Here is a 24960-nt window from a genome sequence, read left to right as displayed (position 1 = left end):
GCCAGTATATCGAAGCCCACGCACAGTACTCAGGAGCACCCGCTCCTGCCCGTACACGGATGTACCTGCTGCGCCGAAATGTAAGGAGACTGCCATGAATGCCGAGGATATCGCACACCTGCCAGATGCAGCGAACGTGAATGAGATAACCCACTCCTTAACGACTACGCCTACCGAAGCCGCCATGTCCTCACGCCGTCGCGTAGACACGACCATGGATGCCATTAAAGCGTATATTATCCAGGAACGCCTTCAGCCAGGAGATCCTCTGCCCACAGAGTCCTACCTCTGTGAGTACTTGAAGTCCGCGCGCTCATCTGTACGCGAGGCCCTGCGCAAACTCGAAGCTCTGGACATCGTAAGCGTAGTGCACGGGAAGGGCACCTTCGTCGGAGCCCTGTCTCTGGACCCGCTCGTCGAAGCACTATCCTTCCGCGCTATGATTCCGAATGCAGATGCCTACGGAGACCTCGCGGATATCGTAGAGCTCAGAAAAATCCTCGACCAGGGCCTGGCTCCGCAGATTATCGAGGGCGTCCATCAGCTTTCCAAAGAGGATATAAACCGTCTGCGCGAGCTCATCGAGCAGATGAGCGCCTGCGCGCGCGACGGGAAGACTTTCCTTCAGCAGGACATCGCCTTCCATCAGGGGCTCATGGACTGCGTGGATAACGCTGTGGCCCGCCAGCTCACCCAGAGCCTGTGGCTCGTACACATGGCCGTCGTTCCGGCTCTGAATTCGGAGATATCCGTGAGCCTCGAGCAGTCCGCGCAGTCGCACCGCGATATCCTCGAGAGCGCTCTGAACGGGGACGCGGAGGGCTACCGTTCGGCTGTAGCCGCGCATTATAGGCCAATTGAACAAATTATTCACACGCGGACCCAGTGACAAACGGAAACGCAGAACGGGGGCGAGAGTAACGCATCTCTCGCCCCCGTTCGCATAAGCCATCTACTCGCCTATCTGCACGCCCGCGCACCAGACCTCCTGCACCTCGAGCGTAGCCGGATGCAGCACGAGCACGTCAGCAGCAAATCCCTGACGCAGCAAGCCCACAGGTGCACTCGTCACCGCATTCGGACGGTCCAGCCCAAGCGCTCGAGCCGGCGTAAACGTAGCAGCCTCTATAGCATCGCGCACGCTCATGCCCACCTCAAGCACCATGCGCTGCACAGCCTCCTCGAGGTTCAGCGTGGAGCCAGCGATAGCACCATTCGAGACGAGCCGAGCATGACCATCTACGACGTTCACTTCCAGATTCCCCAGAAGATATGCGCCATCCGGGCAGCCCGCCGCAGCCATAGCGTCAGTGACGAGCGCGAGACGATGCTGCGTCATCTGAACAGCCGAACGCAGCACAGGAACCTGCACGTGGAAGCCGTCGGCTATGAGCTCCACCGTCACCCCATCATTCTGCGTAGCAGCAGGAATAGGCCCCGGAGCGCGGTGCGAGATGCCATTCATCGCGTTAAACATGTGCGTCATAATGCTTGCGCCATGCTCGAAGCCAGCACGAGCCTGGTCATAATCTGCATCACAGTGCCCCACAGCCGGATGCACTCCCGCACGCGCGAACTGCTCTATGGCGCTCATGCCATGAGGTAGCTCCGGCGCTATGGTGATCTGCTGAAGCGTACCATCCGCCGCGTCGAGCAGCTGCTCCACCCGCTCAGGAGTAGGGTCGAGCAGACACTGCTCATCATGCGCACCTTTCCTCTTTACCGCGAGGAACGGACCCTCCAGATGTAGACCCAGCACATCTTCACGCTGTTTCGTCACGCCAGCAGCCACGCGGACATTCTCGAGCAGATTCTCCCACGGATTCGTAATGAGGGAGAGCACATTACGCGTAGTACCATGCAGCATATGGAAAGCGCGCGCCATGGATATGGCCTCCGGGCCATCATCAAAGGCCGAGCCCCAGCCTCCATGCGAATGGATATCTATGTATCCTGGGCACACTATGGCGCCCTTTACATCCAGCACGCGCATGTCTCGCGCAGAGACGCCCACCTCGGAGATAAGCTCATCTTTTATGGCTTCCAGCAGGACATCTCCCACTCCACGGACTATGATGACGCCATCGCGCAGGATAAGCCACGCATCGCGCTCGTCGCCGAGAGCATCCACCACGCGGGCGTGCTCGAAGATAGTGATGCGGCCTGTACCGACCTGCACCGGATTAGTCTGCGCCGAATCGGGCTGTGCCATTCCCGCCTGCGCAGCACCGCGCATGGCATCATCGATGCGCGCGGCTATCTTCGCGCGCTCATCCAGTGAATCTGGAACTTTCTGTATCAGTACACTCATATAAACCTCCGAATGTTTCACGTGAAACGTCGCATGCGCGAGAACCCCCAGCTCGCACCTCGCGAGCGCTTCACTCCAGGAAACACTATGGATTCATTCTCAAGTGATTCTTAACGATTCTAAAGAACGTTCCTAAAGAACGTTCCTAAAGAATGAGCCCCCACGCCCCGGGTCACGACGTGTACATAAGAACACGTCGTGACCCACGCGGAGCGCAAGAGCCATCTTTTTCAGTGGAAGGAAAGCCTGAGATGCATAACCTTCGTCATGTAGTTTTCACCCTACAGCTTCTGCCATTCTGGCTTATTCTGCGCCACCCACGCATAGTACTGCGCGTACTGGAGCTTCGATGCCGCCGCCTCATCCACTATGAACGTGGCATGAGGGTGCATCTGCAGCGCGGATGCCGGGCAGATGGAGGTCACTGGGCCTTCCACACTCGCCGCCACCGCGTCTGCCTTCCCCTCACCAAAGGCGAGAAGAATGAGATGCCGAGCCTTCATAATGGTGCCCACGCCCTGTGTGATGCAGTGCGTAGGAACCTGACTGAGGTCCCCGTCGAAGAAGCGTGCGTTATCGATGCGCGTCTGCTCTGTCAGCGTCTTCATGCGCGTCGGCGACGCGAGCGAGCTTCCTGGCTCGTTAAAGCCTATGTGCCCGTCTGTGCCGATGCCGAGGATCTGAATATCCACACCGCCGGCCGCTTCTATAGCCGCGTCATAGTCTGCGCCTGCATGCGGAAGCGTTTCGAGAGCGCCGTTCGGCACGTTAATGAGCTCTGGGTTCAGTCCCACCGGCTCCACCACTTCGCGTCGGATGACGCTGTGGTAGGACTCTGGGTGCTCTGGGTCGAGTCCGGCGTACTCATCGAGCGCAAATCCACGCACCTGTGAGACGTCTATGCCCTCATCCTTTACCTTCTTCGCGAGAGCTTGATAGGCCGTGTGAGGAGTCGAGCCGGTAGCCAGACCGAGCACGAGCTTCGGGTTCGCCTTGATGGCCTCGCCCACCGCCTGCGCGTAGATGGCGCCGGCTTCTTCCTGAGTTTTAACGATCAGTACTTCTGCCATCGTTCGTCCTCGTTTCTGTCTTTTTTACAATTCTCGCACTGCTGCGCTCGCGCTCACCGCGTCCACGCTCACAGCTGGTTCGAGGCCTACTTCGCGCAGTACTTCTGCCACGCGCTCTACATTCTCACCCTTCAGTGGCAGAACTGGCTCTGGCATCTGGTTCGTGTCGAAGACGCCGAGAAGTGCCATAGCAGTCTTAAAGGCACCCACACCACTGCCGTAGCCCTGGACACCCTGTGGTACCAGAACGATACGCATGAGGTCAGCGAGGAAGTCCTGCTCCTTACGCACGGTAGCCCAGTCGCCTGCTTCATACGCATTCCACATGCGCACGTAGCCCGTGGCCTCCACATTCGCCAGGCCTGGTACAGAACCATCTGCACCAGCCATGTATGCACCGTCCACCACTACTTCCTGGCCGGTGAGCAGGACGAGTGGATGACCTGCCTTCTTATTCGCGTCAGCGAGGAAGCGGAAGCCAGCATCATCATTCGAGGAGTCCTTCACACCCGTGAGTACTCCATCGAGACCGAGCTTGACGAGAAGCCCTGCCGGGAGCTTCGTGTGCACGCATACTGGAATGTCGTACGCGAACAGTGGAAGGTCCACTGCTTCGTGGATGAGGCGGAAGTGACGCTCCACCTCTGCCATACCACCCAGAGCGTAGAACGGAGCAGTAGCCACGATGGCATCTGCGCCGAGAGCCTGAGCCTGCTTTGCATGCTCGATGACGCGCTTCGACTCAGTATCGATGCAGCCTACGAGCAGCGGAACACGGTGGTCTACGATGCGCACTGCTGCTTCGATGATCTCGCGGCGACGCTCATCCGTGCTGAATGCTACCTCACCCGAAGATCCGAGGACGAACAGGCCGTGTACGCCGGCGTCTATCATGCGGTTAATGCTACGCGCGAAGGACACTTCGTCGAGCTGGCCGTCAGCGGTCAGAGCAGTTACTACTGGAGGGAATACGCCCCTGAATCGAGTATCCATAATACATCCTTTTCTTCTAACTCCTCTGCTATGAGGAGCGTCCTGTGTGTTTTTCGTTTCTGTACTAGAAAGGCGAGCCTAGCCCTGCACCATATGATGCATGTGTGGAAGGAAGTCCAGGACTAGGCCGCACATCTATATGTGGTATACACTGTGCAGCGAGCGCGAACGACTCAGTACATCTGCCCACTGCACAGCGTATACGCCTGCTAGGGGTAAACCTATGCGCATTCCTCTTCGGTCGGATGCAGGAGAGAAGGTGCAGCCGCCAGAAGAGTCTTGGTGTATGGATGCTGTGGGTTATAGAACACATCCTTCGCAGTACCGCGTTCTACTATCTGCCCACCGTTCATCACCACTATCTCATCCGATACGTAGCGTACCGTCTGAATATCGTGGCTGATGAACACCATGGCCAAACCAAGTTCTTTCTTCAGGTTCGTGAGCAGATTCAGAATCTGTGCACGAACGGACACATCCAGTGCAGAGGTCGGCTCATCAGCGATGATGACGTCTGGCTTGAGGCTCAGAGCTCGAGCTATAGCCACACGCTGGCGCTGACCACCAGAGAGCTGTCCTGGAAGTGCATCCAGAGCGGAGGTAGGAAGGCCCACCATACGGATGAGCTCCATAGCCCGGTCCATGCGTTCCTGCTTGCTGCCCAGAGAGTGCACGACGAGAGGGTCGATGAGCTGGTCGATGACCTTCATACGCGCGTTCAGAGCGGTGGCAGGATCCTGGAAGACCACGGATACGACGCGACCTATCTCCTTGCGTTCGTCCGCCGTGCGCTTCGTCACGTCATGCCCCTTAAAGATGACCTTACCTTCGGTGGCCAGCTGCAGTCCGCACAGTACGTTCGCTGTGGTGGACTTTCCGCAGCCAGACTCACCTACCAGACCGATGGTCTGGCCTGGCATCAGTGTGAGGCTTACGCCGTTCACTGCGGTAATCTTATTCGGGTGGAAGAGTCCTCCCGTACGAGTCTTAAAGACGACCTTAATGTCCTTCAGCTCGATGATAGGAGTGGCAGACGTGGTCTGAGTGGAGTTACTCATTCTTAGCCTCCTCCGTGGTATCAGTCGTGTCGGTGACGATGACGTTCGAGGTATCTCCTGGCACGTCTGCACCGTCGTCGAATGCGTTATTCAGTGCTGGGTCGATGAGGTGAATCATCTCACCCTGATGCCCTGCCTTGTTATTATCCACGTCCAGCTTCGAAAGCGATGGGCGAACAGCATAACGGTGGTGGGTATCTGGGATTTCTATCATCACAGGATGCTCATCCAGTGCATCATATGGATGCGAGGAACGAGGAGCGAAGCGGTCTCCCTCTGGGAAGTCCTTTGGGCTCGGCACTGTACCAGGAACCTGGTGCAGTGGAGTCTGTCCTGCTTCGATGGAGATAACCGAACCGAGCAGACCACGGGTGTACTCGTGACGAGGGTCCGTGAGGATCTCCTGCGTGGAGCCCTGCTCGACGACCTGACCTGCGTACATGACGGTGATCTTATGCGCCACCTTCGCGACGAGTGCGAGGTCGTGGGACACGAAGATCATGGCGAAGCCGAGCTTTTCGCGCAGCTCATTCAGCAGGTCTATGACCTGGCGCTGTACGGTTACATCCAGAGCCGTAGTCGGTTCGTCCGCGATGATGAGCTTCGGGTCGCGCGTCAGTGCCATAGCGATGAGGACGCGCTGACGCTGTCCACCGGAGAGCTCATGTGGATAGGATTCCAGTACGCGCTTCGGGTCGAGACCTACAAGCGTGAGGAGCTCTTCTGCAGTGCGGGTACCACCGCGCTTGGTCAGCTGAGCCATCTGGTTCTTAATGAGCATGGATGGGTTCAGAGAGCTGAGAGCATCCTGGTAGATCATAGCTATCTCATTACCGCGCAGAGCGTTATGCTCCTTCGGATCGAGGCCCACGAGGTTCTTACCGTCGAAGTTAATCTCACCGGAGATCTTCGCGCGCTTGTCGAGCAGACCCATGATGGTCAGGGAGGTGATGGACTTACCGCATCCGGACTCACCCACCAGGCCCATGGTCTCACCTGGGCGGACGTAGAAGGATACGTGGTCTACCACGTTCACGTCTCCGTGGCGTGGGAAGGAGATGCACAGATCCTTTACTTCGATGACTGGCTCACCAGCCTGCTCGCCTACTGGAACGAAGCGGTCTGTGCGCTTCGACTCTGCTTCCTTCAGCTGCTCGAGGGACTTCACGAGAGACTCGTGCTGTGCTTCGTAAGCAGCTACTGGGTCAGCCAGAAGCAGGTCTTCCTTACGCGCCTGCTCTGCGTCTACTGCGTTCTTCACCACTGGGGCACTCGGCGCAGAGACGATGGCATCGGTGATGCCTTCGGACAGGATGTTCAGGCACAGGACCGTGATCATGATGGCCAGACCTGGATACAGTGCCTGCCACCAGTATCCGAAGATAACGCCCTGCTTTGCGGAAGACAGGATATTACCCCAGGTAGGGGTAGGCTCTGGGAAGCCCAGGTTAATGAAGGACAGAGATGCTTCGAAGACGATGGCGTCTGCCACAGACAGGGTGGTGAACACCATGACTGGAGCTGCGATATTACGCGCCACGTGCTTGACGAGGATCCATGGTGCACGAGCACCGGAGACGATGACTGCACGCACATAGTCCTGTCCGTATTCACTGATGATGTTCGCGCGCACCACTCGGGTGATCTGCGGAACGTAGAGGATACCGATAGCCACGATGATGCCGAACATGGACTGTCCGAGTATGGTCACGAACACTGCTGCCAGTGCGATGCCAGGAACGGACATGAAGATGTCCACGATGCGCATGATAATCTCGGATACCCATGGGCGAGATACTGCTGCGATAGCGCCGATGAGTGCACCGAAGACGAGTGCGAAGGCTATAGCGCCCAGACCTATGGCCAGCGAGAATCGCGCGCCATAGAAGACGCGGCTCATCACGTCTCGACCGAGGTTATCTGTACCGAAGAGGTGGTCTGCGCTCGGAGCCTGGTAGCTCATGGTTATCTCCAGCGGATCGTGTGGAGAGAACAGTGGCGCGAAGATGGCCACGAGGATAAGCAGAGCGATGAAGAGTGCAGCGAGCTTCGTACCCATCTTCAGGTGGGCGAACCTGCGTAGCTTCACGCCTGGCTGAGATGCTGCGTGTGCAGCGGAATTCTTACCAAACAGCATGTCACACCGTCCTAATGCGTGGGTTGATGAGCACGTAGAGCAGATCAACGATGATGTTTATGATGACGAAGGAAAGCGCTACCACGAGGACTACGCCCTGAACCAGGATAGGTTCATTACCGTTAATGCCCTCGAACAGCGTGGTACCCATGCCAGGAAGAGCGAAGATGACTTCGATGACGATGGCACCACCCATGAGGTAACCTATCTTCATACCGAGAACGGTGATAGGAGTAATCAGTGCGTTACGCAGAACGTTACGCGAGACTACTACAGCCTTCGGGATACCCGCACCTATGGCAGTGCGCACGTAGTCCTTATCCAGCTCTTCGACCATCGACGTACGAATGACGCGGATTAATTGACCAGCTACAGGCAGACCGAGCGAGAAAGCAGGCATAGCCATACGAGCGAGGTAGCCAGCCGGGTCGTCGAAGAAGTTCGGAAGGATGCCCGCGCCTGGAAGCAGTCCGAGCTTAATCTGCAGAACGTAGATGAGCAGAACGCCGAGCCAGAAGGAAGGCGTCGCGATGGCGATGATGGACACGACGCGGATGGCCTGATCGACCCACGTGTCGCGGAACAGCGCAGCCAGAACACCGAACAGTGCAGCCACCACGACCACCACGACCAGACCGATGAAAGTCAGCTGAAGGGTGATAGGGAACGCCTGGCCGATTTTCGCAGCCACAGACTCGTGGTTCACGCCATACGTGCCGAGGTCGCCATGCAGCATGTTCCAGATGTAGATGAAGAAGCGCACATACCATGGATTATTCAGGCCATTCGCCGCACGGTATGCATCGAGCTGCTCGGTCGTCGCATTCTCGCCCAGCGCAGCTACTGCTGGATCATAGCGCGAGAAGGACATTAAGAAGAAGACGAGGAAGACGACGCCGAATGCCACCAGTGGCAGCGACGCGAGCCTCTTTCCTAATAGTCGTAATAGATTTGTCATGAGTTTTACCCCTTTGTAACTCCTAGTTTTCTCTCCGCGGACGGTGGAACGTGCTCGACTATAGAGCAGCACCACCCAGAGGGAATAGAAAAGGTGGGGAAGGAGGAGTTCCCCTCCCCCACCTTCAGCATGTGAACTGTGTAAGATAGAGAATCTTACCCCTGCTCACTTCAGCTTACTGTGGCTTATTCCTTCGCCAGCTTCTGGTTCAGGAAGAACAGACCGACGGTGCCGCCTGCCTTATAGTCCTTAAACACGCCCTTGCGTACTGCAGTGGTGAGCTGACGGTGGAAGAGTGGATACAGTGGGACTTCTTCGGACAGGAGGTCCATAGCATCGTTCCAGTTCTCCATGCGCACCTTATCATCGTTGGATGCAGCGGCCTTATCCATGTACTCGTGGAGCTTCGTGTAGCCTTCCGAGCCCTTCCAGAAGGTACGGGTCTTCGTCCATGCGTTATCTCCGTACCACCAGTTCATGAGGATATCTGGGTCGTTACCGAAGACGGATGGGTCACCAGGAGCGATAACCATGGAGTAGTCTGCATTCTCTTTATCCGTGATGTTCGGGTACAGAGCAGAGGACTTCATGGACTGGATGTCCACAGTGAAGCCGAGAGCTTCGAGGTTATTCTTAATCTGTGGAGCCAGCTCGGTAATCCAGGTGTGGTCCGTGGTGTAGAGCGTAAACTTTACGCCACCATTCACACCAGCATCCTTGAGGAGCTTCTTCGCCTTCTCTACGTTATAGGTGTAGACGTTCTTCGCCTTGTGGTAGTACTTAAAGCTCTTCGGCAGGAAGCTCGTGGCAGCTTCAGCCTGGCCGGCCAGCTGGTTCTTAATGAGCGTGTCTACGTCGATGCCGTAGAGCACAGCCTGGCGGACTTCCTTCTTATCGAATGGAGCCTTCTTCGTGTTAAACATCACGAATGCCTGGTTAAAGCCCTGAGCCTTATGCAGCTCAGAACCGGAGGTCTTCAGCGTGTCGAATGCCTTTGCAGGAACATTCTCCATGATGTCGTTCTGGCCCGACTGCATAGCGGTGACGCGTGCAGTGTCATCCACGGACACGTTCCACACCATGTTCTTCGACAGAGCCTTCCACTCACCGTTATAGTTATCGTTCTTCTCGAAGGTGACCTTCAGGTCCGTAATCTCCTTGAACTTATAAGGACCGGAGCCGATAGGCATCTTCTGCAGAGCTTCGTCAGACATGGATGCCGGCACGATGCCTACCAGTGCGAGACGCTCCTTAAAGAGGCTGTATGGCTTCGCGAGCTTAAAGGTGACGACGGTATCGCTCTTTGCTTCCACGCTCTGGATGAAGTTCAGCATGGACAGGTACAGGCTGCCTGGCGCCATCATGCGCTCGAAGGAGGACTTTACGTCCGCCGCGGTGACAGGAGTACCATCCGAGAACTTCGCGCCATCGCGCAGGGTAATCTCGTACTCGGTGTCCGAGATCATCTTTGGCTCACCCTTAGCCAGGCCGGATACCAGCTTAAAGTCATTCATCTGACGGGTGTACAGTGGTTCGACGACGTTCCAGTTCGCCGACTGTGGCAGGGCCTGAGAGGTGGACAGTGGGTTATAGTTCTGTCCAGCGTATGCGACCTGCGCGGTTATGGTGTCTGGCACGACGGTGCTGACAGCTGGGCTGGCATCTGCCTTCTTTTCGTCGGTGCTTGCGGCCTTATTCCCCGAACCGCATCCGGCGAGCAGGAGGGCAGCGGCTGCAAAACCTGCAGCTACCTTGACTGACTTCCCAAACTTCATGTCATTCTCCTTCAACACTGAAAGGTTTTCCTCATAGCTCTTCAGAAACCTCTGCTGCTACCGTGCTTCGGAACTTTCTTCGAAACCATGGGGCTGGAGTTATCTCCTGATATAAATCGTAAGACATCAGACATCATATGTCAAGGCGAGCGGGAGAATTTTTTGTTCGTTTTGTTTGTTTGTGGGCTACTTATAAGAGTGAACGGTCACATTTCCGCTACCTTTTTGCGTTTTCTACAGTTTTTCGGCGCGTCGTTTTCTGTCAATTCTTCCTCCATCTCACTCATCCCCCGGTATAGCGTAAACTAGAACCATGGCGAATAAAAAGGGACCGACTAAGGGTTCAGGTGGAAAGCACCGTAATAAGTTAGCAGGTAAGGGGCCTACTCCTAAGGCTGAAGACCGCGTGTATCATAAGGCATACGCGGCGAAGAAGGCTGCAGATAAGCGGAAGGCTGCAGACCCGCGTCTGGCAGCGAAGCGCCGTGTGGCGAAGTTCACATCTGATGCAGATGACATCGTCATCGGCCGTAATGCCGTCCTCGAGGCTCTGCGTGTAGGTGTGCCAAGTAAGGACGTGTACGTGGCATCGCGCCTCGAGCATGATGACCGTACTCGCGAGATAGTAAAGCTCGCCGGCCTCAAGGGGCTACCACTGCTGGAAGCAGACCGTCTGGAGATGGACCGCATAGCACGCAGCTCGAACCATCAGGGTGTGGTGCTGCGTGTACAGCCATACCAGTATGCATCGCTTGCTCAGCTGGCAGACCGTGCAGAAGCGAAGGCAGCAGCTCTGGCGAACGCATCGCCGAAGGCGCGAAACCTCGCGCGCCCACTGTTCATCGCTCTCGATGGCGTCACTGACCCACAGAACCTCGGCGCAGTGATTCGCTCTGCAGCAGCATTCGGAGCGAATGGCGTTATCCTTCCAGAGCGTCGCAGCGCATCGGTTACATCTGCCGCATGGAAGGTGTCCGCAGGAGCGGCAGCGCACATGCCTGTGGCTCGCGTGGTAAACCTCACGAAGGCCATAGAAAGCCTCCATGAGCGTGGATACTACGCCATCGGCCTCGACGGCGGTGGAGATGCACTCGTGGGTGAGTCTGGCTTTGAGACGGACCCACTCGTGGTGGTTCTCGGCTCGGAAGGTAAGGGCATTAGCCGCCTCGTGCGCGAATCGTGTGATTCCATCGTGGGCATTCCTATGACCTCCATGGTGGAGTCGCTGAATGCATCCGTGGCAGCCGGCATAGCGCTTTATACCGTGCATAAGGCACGCATCAGCGCCGAGTAGATACTTCACGAGAAAAGGGGCAGTGCGTTTTTCCACACTGCCCCTTTTTCGTATGCCCGAAAGAGTGTCACTCGCTCGCCCAGACGGCCGCATCTGGGTCATCTTCAGCGTGATAGTCTCCGAATTCATCCATCACACCCGAGTCTGCCTCATCCAGAATGGACTGGATGGCATCTGGATCCATGTCATACTCGCGTAACTCAGTCTCGATGTAATCATCTACAGCCTCTGGCGTAGAGACATCATGACCTATCTTCTCCGCCATCATCCAGCGATGATTCAGCACTTCATGGAAGAACTGCGCCGGTTCTATCTGCATACGGTACTCTGGCGGAATGCGGCGCACCGTAGGCTCGAAGACTTCCCGCATCCAGTCTGTGGCCACCACTTCCAGCTCATCTCCCTGACGCCACGTGGAGGTACGGTACGCATCGATGTCATTCAGCAGGCGGCGAGCCTGGCTTTCCTGCACGTCTAAGCCAGTCAGACGCAGAAGCTTATTCGAGGCATAGCCCGCATCCACCACGCGTGGGCGCACATTAATGCGCGTTCCATCATCTGTGGTGGTCATCTCCAGCTCGTCCACGTCGAAGCCGAGGTCATTCAGACGGTTCACACGCTGCTCTATCTTCCACATCTCATCTGGAGCGAAGGAGGACATGCCCGTCAGCGCATCCCACAGCTCGTGGTAGCGGTCTGCGAGGCGGTTCCCCACCTCTATCTCATCTACCTCACTCGGAAGAAGGTTCCCCGAATGCAGGTCCATGAGTTCGCCGATGATGTTCGTGCGCGCGAGGTCGATGTCATACTCACGCTGTCCATCCGTCAGGTTCGCATACAGTGCGCCGGTTTCAGCGTCCACGAGGACAGCGGAAAAATTATCCGCATCGCGCAAGAACAGAACGTTCGAGAGGGATACATCGCCCCAGTAGAATCCCTGCAGATGCAGGCGCACGAGCAGGACTGCCAGAGCGTCGATGAGACGGTCAGCCGTATCCGCGCGCAAGTTTCGCGCGAAGAGAGCGCGATACGGCAGCGAGAACTTCAGCTGCTCGGTGACGAGAATGGCCTCGAGCGGCTCCCCCTTCGCATTTCGGCGGCCAGCCACGACGCCTATAGGCTTTACGCTCGGCACGTCTATCTTCTCGAGGCTGCGCAGCATCTCGTACTCTTTCACCGCCGAACGGTACGATATCTCTTTCATGGCATCGATGTGGTCTCCCACGCGTACGAAGCGCACCACGTGGCGAGATATTCCTCGAGGAAGATTCACGATGAGATCCTGCGACCACTTCACGAGGGGAAGCGACCACGGCAGGGTGAACAGGCGCGGGTTCGCTGTGGCTGCAGTAATGTTCAGAGTCTGAGGCTCAGCCTGGTCTGCTGCAGACTCCTCAGTCTTCGACGTAGCATTCGATAAGCGTGGATCTACCATGCGAGCTCCTCTCTCATGTATCTCGTGTATGTCTAGCTTCATTATACGAAAAGCGGTGGCAGCTTTCGGCCGCACACCGCTTTTCTCACACTAATCTAGCTCAGCGAGCTCTTAGTTCAGGCGCAGTTCCGTGGAAGGTGCGAACAGGTGCATCTTCGTAGGGTCGATGTGGATGCGTACCGTAGCACCGACCTGCGGGAGAGCACGTGGGTTCACACGCACCGTGGTCATGTTATTCTGATCAGACATGACGGATGCTGCTTCATCCGAGCCTTCTGCATCCACGATGTTACCGTAGATGTAACCGTCAGAGCCGAGGTCTTCCACGTTCAGGACGTTCAGCTTGAATGCATCTGGCTCAGTGTCCGATGCGAGGGATGCATCTTCTGGACGGAAGCCGATGATGATCTTTCCACCATCTTCAGCAGTGAGCTTAGAGACGACCTCTGCTGGGAGGGTGATAGCGTCATCACCGATGATAGCCTTACCATTCTCTACCTTATGGGTGGAGATGTTCATGGAAGGCGAGCCGATGAAGCCTGCGACGAAGACGTTCTCTGGGCGGTCGTACAGCTCGGTAGGAGCACCTACCTGCTGCAGGATGCCGAGCTTAATAACAGCGATGCGATCACCCATGGTCAGAGCTTCCGTCTGGTCGTGGGTCACGTACAGCGTGGTGACGCCGAGCTGACGCTGCAGAGCAGCGATCTGCGTACGGGTCTGTACACGAAGCTTTGCATCGAGGTTCGAGAGTGGTTCATCCATGAGGAAGACCTTAGGCTGACGCACGATAGCGCGACCCATAGCCACACGCTGGCGCTGACCACCAGACAGAGCCTTAGGCTTACGGTCGAGATACTCAGTCAGGTCGAGGATGGCTGCTGCCTTTTCGACGCGAGCGCGAATCTCATCCTTAGGAGTGCCAGCGATCTTCAGAGCGAAGCCCATGTTATCTGCCACAGTCATGTGTGGGTACAGAGCGTAGTTCTGGAAGACCATAGCGATGTCGCGGTCCTTAGGCTGCATGTTCGTGACATCCTTGCCACCGATGAGGATACGGCCCTTATTTACCTCTTCGAGGCCTGCAAGCATGCGCAACGTCGTGGACTTACCGCAACCAGATGGTCCGACGAGTACGAGGAACTCGCCGTCTTCGATGGTCAGGTTCAGGTTATCCACGGATGGGGTGTCGTTACCTGGGTAAATGCGGGTAACGTTCTCAAATACCACTTCTGCCATAATTATTCCTTTCATGGGCAGGTACGTGCCCAACGATCCGAGTGAGAGGTTTTCGGTTATTCTTTGTGGTTCTGGGAAGATAACTCTTCTTCGAGCCACTACCCACTATACACGGTGGCCTCCCCGACGCGCCCGGGCTGGCAGAATTTTTTGCACACGTTTGCACAGAACGTGAGCGACGTCACAGCAGCACTGGCGCGTCACATAGATGTGCACCATTCACGGCGAGCATGGACCGCTAGAACCACCTCACCTCACCGCCCCACTTCAGTTGAGAGTACGGCGCACTATACTAGAGACCATTATGGTAGATGAGTTTTCCGCTTTAGACCTCGCTCCTGGCCATGTGGTGGGAGGATATACGCTGCTCAGCCGCCTCGACCAGGGGGGCATGGGCACCATTTGGCGCGTGCGCGACGACGGTGGCACCGTCTACGCCATGAAGATCCTGCTCGACTCCCTGAAAGAAGAGCCTGCAGACGTGAACGGGACGGGAAGCAATGAGGAGAAATTGACCGCACGCGAACGCTTCCGCCGCGAAGCTCTCGCACTCAGGAAGATAGACCATCCGGGCGTGAACCGTATCGTGGATATGGAGCTCGACGACGCGCTCGCCTTCATCGTCACGGAGCTCATCGAGGGGAAGAATCTGCGCGACGACGTGTACGAAAACGGGCGCTATACCGCGGAGGACCTCGAAAATCTCGCGCGCATGCTCATAGACGCGGTGGACGCCGTGCACGCAGCCGGCATCATTCACCGCGATATCAAGCCGACGAACGTTATGATCTCGCCGAACGGCCCCATCCTCGTGGACTTCGGCATCGCGATGGGCGAGAATGAATCGCACGTCACGCGCACGGGCCTGGTCATGGGTACACCGGGCTTTATCGCGCCGGAAATCATCGATGGCGCGGAATCCGACGAGGCCACCGACTGGTGGAGCGTGGCCGCCGTCCTCGCTTTCGCCGCCACGGGCCGCCCGGTCTTCGGCTCCTCGCCGCTCATGACCGTGCTCGAACGCGCCGCTTCGGGAAACGCGGATCTCACTGGCCTGCCGCCCGTTACGCTGAACGCGATGCGTATGGCGCTAAATCCGGACCGTATGCAGCGCTGCTCCGCGCAGGACCTGCTGAGCGCTATCCATGAGGACGCGCTCACTCCAGAACTGTGGGATGCGCCGGCTGCCATGCCTGGAATCGGCGCGACGACGGTACTGCGGCCGAATGCTACGTCTACCGGTGACGCTGCTATGAGCCCGAGTGGCGCCACCCCGAGAGAGGAGAAAACATCCGTGATGCCTCCCTTTCTCGCGCGACTCTTCGGGCGCCACCCGCGTTCTTAACACCGAGCCTGCACGCGGCACGTACGCAGAGCCCGCATCCGATGGTCAGACGCGCGTGCTGTCTTCGGCAGCTTTCGCGCCCTCGTCAGCGCTTGGGCTGCCGAGACCGACTGAGCCGGCGACCATGGCCATGCCGCCGGGTTCTATAGCTCCTGCGCCCGCACCGGCTCCGCCTGCGTATACACCTGCTGAGCCGTACGCATCTGCTCAGCAGTACGGTCAGTATGCGCCGTCCGCGCCGTCCGCGCAGGAGGACGCCTGGCAGCCGCCGCGCCGCACGCATCTGTATGCGCTCGCCCTCGGATTTCTCGCGGTGGGGCTCGGCGCATATCTGCCGTTCGCCAGCCTCGCGTGCGTGGCCGGGTTCAGTTTCCTCGCCTCGATGCGCGGTTCGCGTGTCCTTACCCGGCGCCGCGGCTCGAGTACGCTCGCGCTCACCCTCGCCCTGCCATGGCACGCGCTGAAAGCCGCCGCGACCGCCCTGTCCAGCACGCTTGGCGCCGCGCTTGTGCTACTTCTCGTGAATGCTGCATGCGTTCTGGCGCTGCGTTTCGGGGGATTTTCTGTCGAGTTTGGCAATTATTCCTCTACCTTCGCGCTTATCAACGCGGTGGGAACGCTCCTGGGATGGTACCTCTTCGTGGCGCACCACCAGGCACAGTCTTTATATGAAGGACTGCATGCACCACTGGAGGTATCGCGCACAGCGAAAATCTGTCTCTTCGGAATGTGGAGCCTTGCTGCCCTCGGTGTCCTCCTAGAAATAGCTACCTCGAGCAGCGTGCAGTGGGCTCCGCTGCCGGATATACAGGCCGCGTTCTTCACGGGAGAATTGACAGAAATCCTGCGTGCGTGAAAAAATCTGAAGTATGGCTAAAAACGACGAAAAGCGCGCAAAATCGCGCAAAGCACGTATGGAAGCGCGTGCAGCAGCTGAACGCGAAGCGCAGCTGGCAGCACAGCGCGAACGTAAAATTCAGACCGCTATAGGCGCGAGCGTCCTCGCGGTGGTCATCCTCATCCTCGCCGTCGTGGGATATTTCGTGGGACGGAACATCTACGAAAGCACGCGTTCACCGGAAGAAGTCTCGAACGCCGCATACGCGAAAGTGGAGAGCATCGCGGATAAGCCGCAGAACGCGTCGAAGGACGGCGGATTCCTTCTTTCGAAGAACGGCGTGAATAAAGCCGTAGAAGGCGTACCGACCATCGACGACTACATGGACTTCATCTGCCCAGCCTGCGGTATCGTGGGCCGATCCATCGACGCAGACCTCGTCTCCATGCTCGACGCGGGCCAGATAAACCTGAACATCCACCTGGCGGCATTCCTGAACCGCAGCTCTACGGATAACTACTCCACGCGCTCGGCTGCATTCGTCACCTACGTGGCGGATAACGAGCCGGATAAGGTGATGGCTCTCATCCGCGCTATGTTTGCTGAGAATTTCCAGCCACAGGAAGGCTCTGCGTATAAGAGCGTCTCGAATGACGACCTCGTCAAGCTCGCAAAGTCCGTGGGCGTGAGCGACTCGGTGGCCGAGGCGGCGGCGAAGGGCAAGTATGAGGCATGGGTGGATGCCACGAGTGCATGGTACCCGACCGACAGCCGCCTGTGGAACGTGAGCGGTTCGCTTAAGGGCCAGATGACCACGCCTACTATCCTCGTAAATAAGAACTACTGGGACTATAACACGCTTATGGCTTCGGCCGGCGGATCGTCGTCCTATAACACGATTCTGCTGTCCAGCCTGGGACTGGCGAAGGCTGATGTGGGGAACGCTTCTGTGCTGCCGAGCATCGGCGAGGGCAAGCCTGTAGGGGCTTAGGGGCGCAGGGGCGCAGAGGCATAGGGGCGCACGCGCACTAGACCCTAGCTCAGCTGGTTCGAGCGGCTCGCTGAAGTTTCTGACACGTTCAGAAAATTTCGGCGAGCCGCTTTTGCATGGGGCGCGGTTTTTGTGTATAGTAAATCACGTTGAGTAATCAACGCCTCTATAGCTCAGTTGGTAGAGCAGCTGATTTGTAATCAGCAGGTCGAGGGTTCGAGTCCCCCTGGAGGCTCTTTGTGTTTTTGTGTGTGGCACGAAGATGGCCACAGATAGCTATCCTTCACAGCGCGTTTTCCTACTTTTTGCTTATCGGCGCGTTTTTCGCGGCCGGATAGGGCCAAAATGCGCCGATAAGCAAAAAGTATCGGACATGGTTCACATATAACAGGACGTGAATCCGATTGGGGGGGCGTTCTGCCACAGCCGATTTTCCCCACGCGCTGATGCATCAATTTTCGTATACGTAAATTTTGCGAGTTATTCCACTTTTTATCCCCGCACCAGCCAAAAATGGAATAACTCGCAAAATTCATGTCACCATGTACCGCTACCCCCGCGCCAGCAGACCTCCGCCCACACATAAAAATGCTTCCTCCGGTCCAGAATGAACCGAGAGGAAGCATTTTCGTCAGTACTTGGTATCGTGTACCGTTTTTCGCGGATTCAGGCCGCCCCGCGCAGCACCCTACCTACGCGAGGTGTGCACGCAGGAACCACTGGAACTTTTCGAGGTCCTGCACGTGGTCCTGAATGATGTTCGAGCTGACGATGTCGAGCTCGTCGAGCTCTGCGATGGCGTTACGGTCATTCTGAATGAACTCGTCGTAGTATGCCACGAGTGCCTTAATGTACGCTTCAGTAGACTGAGTGCCGGTCAGCTCGAGCTCTGCCCAGTCGCGGTTACGTACGATGGCATCTGGACGGCCGTCTGGGCTACCACCGAGCTGCGAGATACGCTCTGCGGACTCATCTGCCTGGTTCAGCACGATGTCCACCTGTGGGTCGATCATCTCGTGAACTGCCACAAAGTTCGGGCCAGAGACGTTCCAGTGCGCGTGCTTGAGAACGAGGGATGCTTCCTGCTCCTGGCTCAGGCGGCTCTGAAGGATGGAGATGACCTTCTCGCTTACTTCTTCGCTCAGTCCTGGGATGGTGTAGTTCAGTGCCATGAGTGTACCTTTCTTCTGATTATCGGTATGCTTTTATTTTACGTCGTCAGTGCGCCGCCGTACCCTGTGTCGGCGTGCAGTGTAGCTTAGTTCACAGTTTCGCTCGCGTCTGGCTCGGGCACGTGTTTGCGCACTTCTATGGTCTGGATGCGCCGGCCGTCTACCGCGGTGACGACCATGTCGTAGCCGTCGTCGTCCGAGAGTACCTGGCCTTCGTATCCGAGCTCCCCCGTGTGCGCGATCATGTATCCGGCTACCGTTTCGTACGGTCCGTCTGTAAGCTCAATTCCCGCGACTTCATGGAAGTCCTCCAGCGTCATACCACCCTCTACTGTGAGTACCCCGTTCACGAAGGCAGCCTGTGCAGAATCCTCATTCTCTTCTGGAAGGTCATACTCGTCGTGGATGTCCCCCACGAGTTCCTCGGTGATGTCTTCCAGAGTGATGATGCCGTCGGTGCCTCCGTACTCGTCGATGACCACCGCGAGGTGGATGCCACGCTTACGCATAATGCTCATGGACGGGAGAATGCGCGAGGTACCAGGAAGTTGGATAATCTCACGCGTCACGTCCGCCACCGTATGCGCGGACGCATCGCGCACGTCCAGCAGGTCGCGCACGTGAACGAAGCCGATGATGTCGTCGAAGCTCTCGCCCATGACCGGGTAGCGCGAGTACGGCTGCTCACGCACGAACGCGGCCGCAGCAGGCAGGCTCATGCTGCCTTCGAGGAAGACCACATCCGCGCGCGGACGCATGACTTCAGCCACGATAGTCTGCTCGGCGCCGAACACGTCGGCGAGGATCTCCCGCTCGTCGCGGCTCAAGCGCGTATTCGAGGACACGAGCACACGCAGCTCATCGTTACTCACTTCGCTTTCCACCTCATTCGGGTCGAAACCGAGAAGCCGAACTATGCCATTCGTATTCTTACCGATTAGCCACACGATAGGCGAGGTGATGGTGGCGAAGACGTCGATGATGGGCACCATGGAGCGTGCTATCTGCTCGCCCTGCTGCAGCGCTATGCGCTTCGGGACGAGCTCCGAGATGACGATGGAGAAGTACGAGATGAGCAAGGTAAGCACGATGGTGGTCACTGCCCCAGCCACGCCTTCGCTCATGCCATGAGAGACGAGCCATGGCACGATGTGTGGGGACAGCGAGCTCGCACCGAAGGAAGCCGAGAGGAATCCAGCCAGAGTCACGCCTATCTGGAGTGCAGACAGGAAGCGATTCGGGTCGCGCGCCACTTTCGCCACGTGCGCTCCGCGCTCATCCTCCTGCTCCATGCGTTCTATCTGGCTGGAGCGCAGGGATACGAGCGCCATCTCCGTGCCGGAGAAGATGCTTCCCACGAGCATGAAGAGGAAGATAAAGAAGATATTCAGCCATATGGGCATGAGAGAACGTGCTCCTTAGAAACTCTTAGAAATTCTTAGAAACTCAGGACTTCGACGAGGCCATTCGTCATCATGTAGCGTGCGCCCACTATCTTCAGCTCTTCAGCTGCCAGAGCGCGAGCGATGATGGAACTGCGCTCCACGAGCTGCATGATGAGCATGGAGGTGTGGATGCGCTCCACATCTGCCTGGCTGTCTGCATCCTCAGCCGCTTCGAGCGTGCCGGAGCACTGGGAGATGGCATACTTCAGGGATTCTGGAGCATTGCCCGTCTTCGCATAGTCCACGGCTGCTTCGAGTAATCCGCAGTGCTCGTGGCTCATGACCACGAGGACAGAGACGTGGAGGACGTCCACAGCGTACTCCAGCGAATTCAGAACAGCCTGGTCGAGCACACCGCCCACAGAGCGAATGGTGAAAAGGTCTCCGAGACCTTCGTCGAAGATGATCTCCGGAGACACACGCGAATCGCTACACGTGAGCACAGCAGCAGATGGATTCTGTGCCGCGCACAGGCTTTCCCGCGTCTGTGTATCCTGCCACGGGTGCACGGCCTCGCCACGTGCGAAGCGCTTGTTCCCCTCGAGCATGCGAGTCCATACAGAATTTGCCTGGTTTTCTTCTGCCAGGGCGGTCAGCTCAGTCATATCAGTCATACTTCGTAGTGTACTCAGGCACGCGTATCTCAGCTCGTGAGATTCTTCGCCCAGAGAAGGCCGACGCTCTGGACGAGAATACCTTTAATTCGGTAGAATTGACCATACGATTCAGAGACGAAAAAGGAGAAAAAATGCCATTCGATATCATGACCGGAGCAGGCCTCGCGCTCGCCGTCGTCGTCCTGCTCATCCTCGCGCAGTGCATCTACATCGTGCCGCAGCAGCAAGCGTTCATCATAGAACGTCTCGGAAAATTCCAGACGGTCAGCCTCGCCGGACTGCACTTCCGCATCCCGCTCGTGGACCGCATCGCGCATAAGACGGGCATGCGCGTCCAGCAGCTCATGGTGAAGGTGGAGACGAAGACTCTCGATAACGTCTTCGTGAACGTGGTCGTCTCCACGCAGTTCCGCGTGGACGAAAAGAACGTGGCCACCGCGTACTACGAGCTCGGCGACCCAGCAGGCCAGCTGCGCTCGTACATGGAAGACGCTCTGCGCTCGGCCATCCCGCAGCTCACGCTCGACGACGCCTTCGCACGCAAGGATGACGTGGCGCGCGACGTTCAGGAGACCGTGGGCGCGGAGATGGCGCGCTTCGGCTTTACCGTGGTGAAGTCGCTCATCACCGCCATCGACCCGTCTGAGCAGGTGAAGGCCGCTATGGACTCCATTAACGCCGCCCAGCGCGAAAAGGAAGCCACGCGCGAACGCGCGGAGGCCAAGCGCATCGCCATCGAAACGCAGGCAGCAGCAGATGCCGAGCGCACGCGCCTGCAGGGTGAAGGCCAGGCGAACTACCGCCGCGAGATAGCGAACGGTATCGTGGACCAGATCCGCAGCCTGCAGAACGTGGGCATGAACATCGAAGATGTGAATAACGTAGTGCTGTTTAACCAGTATCTAGACGTCATGCGAGACCTGTCCGAGTCGCAGAATGCGAAGACTGTGGTGCTGCCTGTGGCCACTCCGGGAGGCTACCAGGAGCTCTTTAATCAGATGACACAGGCGATTACCACTTCTCACGAAAATGCGGTAGAATAGAAGCTGTAGAGGGTAGTAACGACAGTTCTCACCAGAAGTGGCTGAGGGCGGCATTCGTACAGAACACTCCGCTAGACTTTTACCGCTATCACGGCTTTCTCGAGAAGAGGCGTGGTGAAGGAAAAGGAGTCTCGGGCTTTCCCTGAGATAATGGCGAATAGTTTCCCACCTCCTTCTATTCGCCTCGAGGCGAGCGCACTGCAGATATCTCTCCTGCAGTTAATAACTCCCGTAGGAGTTCAGCGCTCGCCTCTTTTCTTTCCAGTCCGGCAGATATGCGCTGAGCCTGCGCTGAAAACCAGCGCCGTGCCCGCGTTCATCCAGATGCGTCAGCTCGTGCACGAGCACGTACTCGAGCAGCTCGTCCGGCACGTACGCGAGGGCGAGATTCAGCCGAATGCGCCCTGTGGCCGGCGTGCACGATCCCCACCGCGTCTTCATGTGCCGCAGCGTCACGTGGCTCGGCGCGCGGCCGGTGCGCTGCTGCCACTTTTCGAGGATGGGTGGGAGCTTAGTTTCAAGGATGGCGCGGGCTTCGTTTTCGCGTTCTAGTGGCCAGGCGCCGAGGAGGTTTTCGTGCTGGGCGGCGTTCTGGGGGCCCGCGGGGTTCTGGGAGTTCGCGCGGACCTCAGCTTCCATCTGGATGCGGTCTCGCGCTTCCTCTATCCAATTCCTCCTCGACCTGACGAATTTCTCCACGTCGCTCAGATGAATGGAGTACGGGGCGGTGATGTCCACAGTGGGTTCGCTGACGCGCTGGTCCTGCTCACCGCGATGGACGAGTACTCCCGGTCGCACGCGCAGATACATGTTCTTCTGGTTTTTCAGAGTGACGGTGACGGGAAGGCCGTCGATGAGGAGGTGATGTGTACTTTTCGTCGGAGATGGCATGGGTCTAGTGTGCCATAGATGTGCGTGGCGGCGTGCGGAGGATGAGCGCGACACGCGGAAAAAGCGGAATTGACTTTCTCGAAAAAGTGGGCTATGATTTTCTTTTGTTGTGACTTAAGGAGACTTATTCACAGCACCACAAATGAAGAATGGGCCCGTAGCTCAGCAGGTTAGAGCGCATCCCTGATAAGGATGAGGTCGAAGGTTCGAGTCCCTCCGGGCCCACGTTCGGTTTGATTAGTCAAAGCGGCGTGTCGGTATCCACAGTATGTGGTATGCTTTTTCTTCGGACGGGGGTATGGCGCAGCTGGTAGCGCATCTGCTTTGCAAGCAGAGGGTCAGGGGTTCGAGTCCCCTTACCTCCACTAGGTTAAAAGCCTTGGAAACGTTGGTTTTCGGGGCTTTTTTGTTACTCTTTGGCTTATAGGACATTTTGTGTGTATTTGGGGTGGTTTAGGGGTCTTCCACGGTGGTGTGCAAGACCTCTTTGTTTTGAGAGGTTTCTGCTAAAAATAGTGTGGGGTTTAGTAGGGTCTTGCGCTTGTGTGGAATTCTTCCCATACGGGTTGGTCTCCCCATAAACGCATGTCTTTATCGTCTTCGTACTTCTCGTGGGCTTGCGCGTAGAAACCAGTGATTGTTTCGTCTGTGGGAAGTGTGTCTAACTGCTCGTAGAGGTCTATGTTTTTACCAGAATGCAGGGTACACCACCAGAAAATAGCTTTTGCTTGTTTACTCAGGGGAAGGCCTCGATGCCATCGAATCATATCCCGAAGTTGAGAGTTCACTCCTCCTTCAATCATGTTATTCGTGTGTGGATAAAGACCCTGATTATCCGGATCGAGCTCGATATACGTAAACAACGTTCCTTCACGAATAAGCTGGTTAATCGCGCGGCGTGCTTTACGCAACCGTTTATGTGTATACTCGCTTTTCTTATTAATGATTGTTTTTTGTTTCAGGAACTCATCCCAGGTTTGACACCACTGGTTATAGTCTTTCACCCATTGCTGGGCTTGACTGGCGGTCATACGACGCGCGATCCGCTCGGCCAGAGCATAGAGTTCTTTGCCTGCTTGGAGTTGAGGCTTCCTGGTCGTACACCGTATAATCTGGTTATGCACGTGGAATAAGCACCGTTGAATACGCGTAGATGGCCACACTGTGTTGACAGCGCTGGCAAACCCGTTACTGCCGTCACTGACCACCATAATTGGGGGAGGAATGCGTTGGAGAAGACTTTCCCACGCATACGTGTTTTCACTACGCGCTAGATACCAGCCTGATACATACTCTCGTCCACGAGCAATAAGAACAACCAGACGTCGTTTTACATAAATACCATCGCAAAATACCACATCACTAGGCGAAGCAGCCTGTCGGGGGATCGGCCAATACTGCCAGAACTGGCTGGTATGCCGGCGAAATGTACGGCCTTTACCCTTCATGGATGCTTGCTCTGTTTTACTCGTTAACCAGTCAATAAACTGGGTGAAATACGCTCGTCGAGTCTGGTAGATTACAGTACGCGAGACTCGACACGTAAAACACCTCCAGCGTTGCTTACCACTACTGGTATACCCGTTCTTTTTCATTGCTTGGCCACACGAGCCACACTTTAGTATTTTCATACAAACGAGCATAACCACACCACACGCAAGAATTTAAACCAGTCCTCACGCCAGTAAACACAATGCCTCACACGGCGTTATATACACACATAGTGTCCAAAGTTTAAAAACCCATCACCGATTTAAAAACCCGACACGCCTCGAAAATACACGCCAAAACAAGAAAACCATACACACAATCTGTCCTATAGGTCTACTCTTTTATACTCTCTTAAAACGACTAGGCATATAGGAACTTACAGTCCTAAACACCACACGGGGGTACCCAGTAAACTGGATACCCCCTACGCGGTAAACACAAGGACGAATAGTCCACGCCCTACAAGCTAGAACCATCACTTCTACGAAAAGTTTAGTTGCGCACCTAAAAAGAAGTGACGTGACGATGCTCTAACTTGATATCTCTTATTATACGCTAGACTTGCTACTAGAAGACGACATTTTTGACGAGATGATATGTCTTCTTGTCTTGCACAGCCGTGCATGACATCACTGCACCGCGTGTCCTCGCGGTACGCGGTGAACATAGCAAAGGATTCTGCTCATGGCAGATAATAGTCAACCCAATGACGACTCACGATGGATGTATCTAGTGATGATAGCCACCGCGTTAGCGGTGAACACTGATCCGATTATCTCGGGATTAGTTATCGCTCTCATCGTCCTCCACATTATCACGAGTCGCTAAAGGGTCCGGAGGGGAACACCCTTGCTCCC

At 56.6% G+C, this 24960-nt stretch carries 19 protein-coding genes, 3 tRNA genes and 1 pseudogene; 9 read left to right on the top strand and 14 right to left on the bottom strand.

The features are described from left to right. The first annotated feature begins 94 nt into the window (after positions 1-94). Complete coding sequence (locus ALMA_RS00580) at positions 95-889, top strand: FadR/GntR family transcriptional regulator (protein WP_094725934.1); 795 nt, start codon at positions 95-97, stop codon at positions 887-889. A 63-nt stretch (positions 890-952) separates the two neighbouring features. Here ALMA_RS00580 and nagA read toward each other — a convergent pair whose 3' ends face one another. From nagA to ALMA_RS00545, 7 genes are all read right to left on the bottom strand, one after another. Continuing rightward, positions 953-2212 carry an N-acetylglucosamine-6-phosphate deacetylase gene (gene nagA, locus ALMA_RS00575; RefSeq protein WP_094726171.1) on the bottom strand — a complete coding sequence of 420 codons (1260 nt, stop codon included), beginning with the start codon at positions 2210-2212 and terminating at the stop codon, positions 953-955. Between the two features lie 380 nt (positions 2213-2592). Beyond that, positions 2593-3381 (bottom strand): glucosamine-6-phosphate deaminase, encoded by a 789-nt coding sequence (gene nagB / locus ALMA_RS00570; protein WP_094725933.1) that lies wholly within the window; start codon positions 3379-3381, stop codon positions 2593-2595. 24 nt (positions 3382-3405) lie between these two features. Then, positions 3406-4374, bottom strand: coding sequence for a dihydrodipicolinate synthase family protein (locus ALMA_RS00565; RefSeq protein WP_086106899.1), 969 nt, complete (start codon positions 4372-4374; stop codon positions 3406-3408). A 221-nt stretch (positions 4375-4595) separates the two neighbouring features. Then, a complete protein-coding gene (locus tag ALMA_RS00560; protein WP_094725932.1) occupies positions 4596-5432 on the bottom strand; it encodes an ABC transporter ATP-binding protein in 837 nt (278 codons plus the stop codon). Beyond that, entirely contained in the window at positions 5425-7569 is a 2145-nt protein-coding gene (locus tag ALMA_RS00555; RefSeq protein WP_094725931.1) for a dipeptide/oligopeptide/nickel ABC transporter permease/ATP-binding protein, read from the bottom strand. Before ALMA_RS00555 ends, ALMA_RS00560 begins: the two co-directional genes overlap by 8 nt. A gap of 1 nt (position 7570) precedes the next feature. Next, positions 7571-8527: an ABC transporter permease gene (locus tag ALMA_RS00550; RefSeq protein WP_086106896.1), complete on the bottom strand. Its 957-nt coding sequence runs from the start codon at positions 8525-8527 to the stop codon at positions 7571-7573. 185 nt (positions 8528-8712) lie between these two features. Further along, entirely contained in the window at positions 8713-10302 is a 1590-nt protein-coding gene (locus ALMA_RS00545) for an ABC transporter substrate-binding protein (protein WP_094726170.1), read from the bottom strand. A 313-nt stretch (positions 10303-10615) separates the two neighbouring features. On the opposite strand from ALMA_RS00545, the gene rlmB reads away from it, so the two are divergent. Next, positions 10616-11596, top strand: a complete 981-nt coding sequence (gene rlmB / locus ALMA_RS00540) for a 23S rRNA (guanosine(2251)-2'-O)-methyltransferase RlmB (RefSeq protein ID WP_094725930.1) — start codon at positions 10616-10618, stop codon at positions 11594-11596. A 67-nt stretch (positions 11597-11663) separates the two neighbouring features. Here rlmB and ALMA_RS00535 read toward each other — a convergent pair whose 3' ends face one another. Together ALMA_RS00535 and ALMA_RS00530 are read right to left on the bottom strand one after the other, a co-directional pair. After that, positions 11664-13031 carry a DUF4032 domain-containing protein gene (locus tag ALMA_RS00535; RefSeq protein ID WP_086106894.1) on the bottom strand — a complete coding sequence of 456 codons (1368 nt, stop codon included), beginning with the start codon at positions 13029-13031 and terminating at the stop codon, positions 11664-11666. Positions 13032-13142: 111 nt separating this feature from the next. Then, the gene (locus ALMA_RS00530; protein WP_086106893.1) at positions 13143-14270 is read right to left on the bottom strand and encodes an ABC transporter ATP-binding protein; all 1128 of its coding nucleotides are present in this window, start codon (positions 14268-14270) and stop codon (positions 13143-13145) included. A gap of 304 nt (positions 14271-14574) precedes the next feature. Here ALMA_RS00530 and ALMA_RS00525 point away from each other — a divergent pair. From ALMA_RS00525 to ALMA_RS00510, 4 genes and pseudogenes are all read left to right on the top strand, one after another. After that, positions 14575-15439 (top strand): annotated as a pseudogene (locus tag ALMA_RS00525) (serine/threonine-protein kinase); the annotation flags it as partial. A 300-nt stretch (positions 15440-15739) separates the two neighbouring features. Further along, positions 15740-16471: a hypothetical protein gene (locus ALMA_RS00520; protein ID WP_094725928.1), complete on the top strand. Its 732-nt coding sequence runs from the start codon at positions 15740-15742 to the stop codon at positions 16469-16471. Between the two features lie 13 nt (positions 16472-16484). Next, the gene (locus tag ALMA_RS00515) at positions 16485-17444 is read left to right on the top strand and encodes a DsbA family protein (RefSeq protein WP_094725927.1); all 960 of its coding nucleotides are present in this window, start codon (positions 16485-16487) and stop codon (positions 17442-17444) included. Between the two features lie 162 nt (positions 17445-17606). Continuing rightward, a tRNA-Thr gene (locus ALMA_RS00510) sits at positions 17607-17679 on the top strand. Positions 17680-18136: 457 nt separating this feature from the next. On the opposite strand, the gene ALMA_RS00505 is transcribed toward ALMA_RS00510, so the two are convergent. The 3 genes from ALMA_RS00505 to ALMA_RS00495 form a co-directional block, all read right to left on the bottom strand. Then, positions 18137-18616: a Dps family protein gene (locus ALMA_RS00505; protein ID WP_094725926.1), complete on the bottom strand. Its 480-nt coding sequence runs from the start codon at positions 18614-18616 to the stop codon at positions 18137-18139. Positions 18617-18702: 86 nt separating this feature from the next. Continuing rightward, positions 18703-20019, bottom strand: a complete 1317-nt coding sequence (locus tag ALMA_RS00500; RefSeq protein WP_094725925.1) for a hemolysin family protein — start codon at positions 20017-20019, stop codon at positions 18703-18705. Between the two features lie 35 nt (positions 20020-20054). Further along, on the bottom strand, positions 20055-20675 hold the full coding sequence (locus ALMA_RS00495; protein WP_244568808.1) for a carbonic anhydrase: 621 nt from the start codon (positions 20673-20675) through the stop codon (positions 20055-20057). A 149-nt stretch (positions 20676-20824) separates the two neighbouring features. Between ALMA_RS00495 and ALMA_RS00490 the strand changes: the two genes are divergently transcribed. Next, positions 20825-21721, top strand: a complete 897-nt coding sequence (locus ALMA_RS00490) for an SPFH domain-containing protein (RefSeq protein ID WP_374220043.1) — start codon at positions 20825-20827, stop codon at positions 21719-21721. A gap of 219 nt (positions 21722-21940) precedes the next feature. On the opposite strand, the gene ALMA_RS00485 is transcribed toward ALMA_RS00490, so the two are convergent. After that, positions 21941-22612 carry a M48 family metallopeptidase gene (locus ALMA_RS00485; RefSeq protein WP_094725924.1) on the bottom strand — a complete coding sequence of 224 codons (672 nt, stop codon included), beginning with the start codon at positions 22610-22612 and terminating at the stop codon, positions 21941-21943. 151 nt (positions 22613-22763) lie between these two features. Between ALMA_RS00485 and ALMA_RS00480 the strand changes: the two genes are divergently transcribed. Further along, a tRNA-Ile gene (locus ALMA_RS00480) sits at positions 22764-22837 on the top strand. Between the two features lie 67 nt (positions 22838-22904). Then, positions 22905-22977 (top strand) — tRNA-Ala (locus ALMA_RS00475). A gap of 159 nt (positions 22978-23136) precedes the next feature. On the opposite strand, the gene ALMA_RS00470 is transcribed toward ALMA_RS00475, so the two are convergent. Next, positions 23137-24243: an IS1249 family transposase gene (locus tag ALMA_RS00470; RefSeq protein ID WP_158520618.1), complete on the bottom strand. Its 1107-nt coding sequence runs from the start codon at positions 24241-24243 to the stop codon at positions 23137-23139. Between the last annotated feature and the right edge of the window lie 717 nt (positions 24244-24960).

This window comes from Alloscardovia macacae (assembly GCF_002259705.1).
Lineage (GTDB): Bacteria > Actinomycetota > Actinomycetes > Actinomycetales > Bifidobacteriaceae > Alloscardovia > Alloscardovia macacae.
The sequence above is the reverse complement of the archived record's forward strand: the minus strand, read 5'-3'. Positions and strand labels throughout refer to the sequence as shown.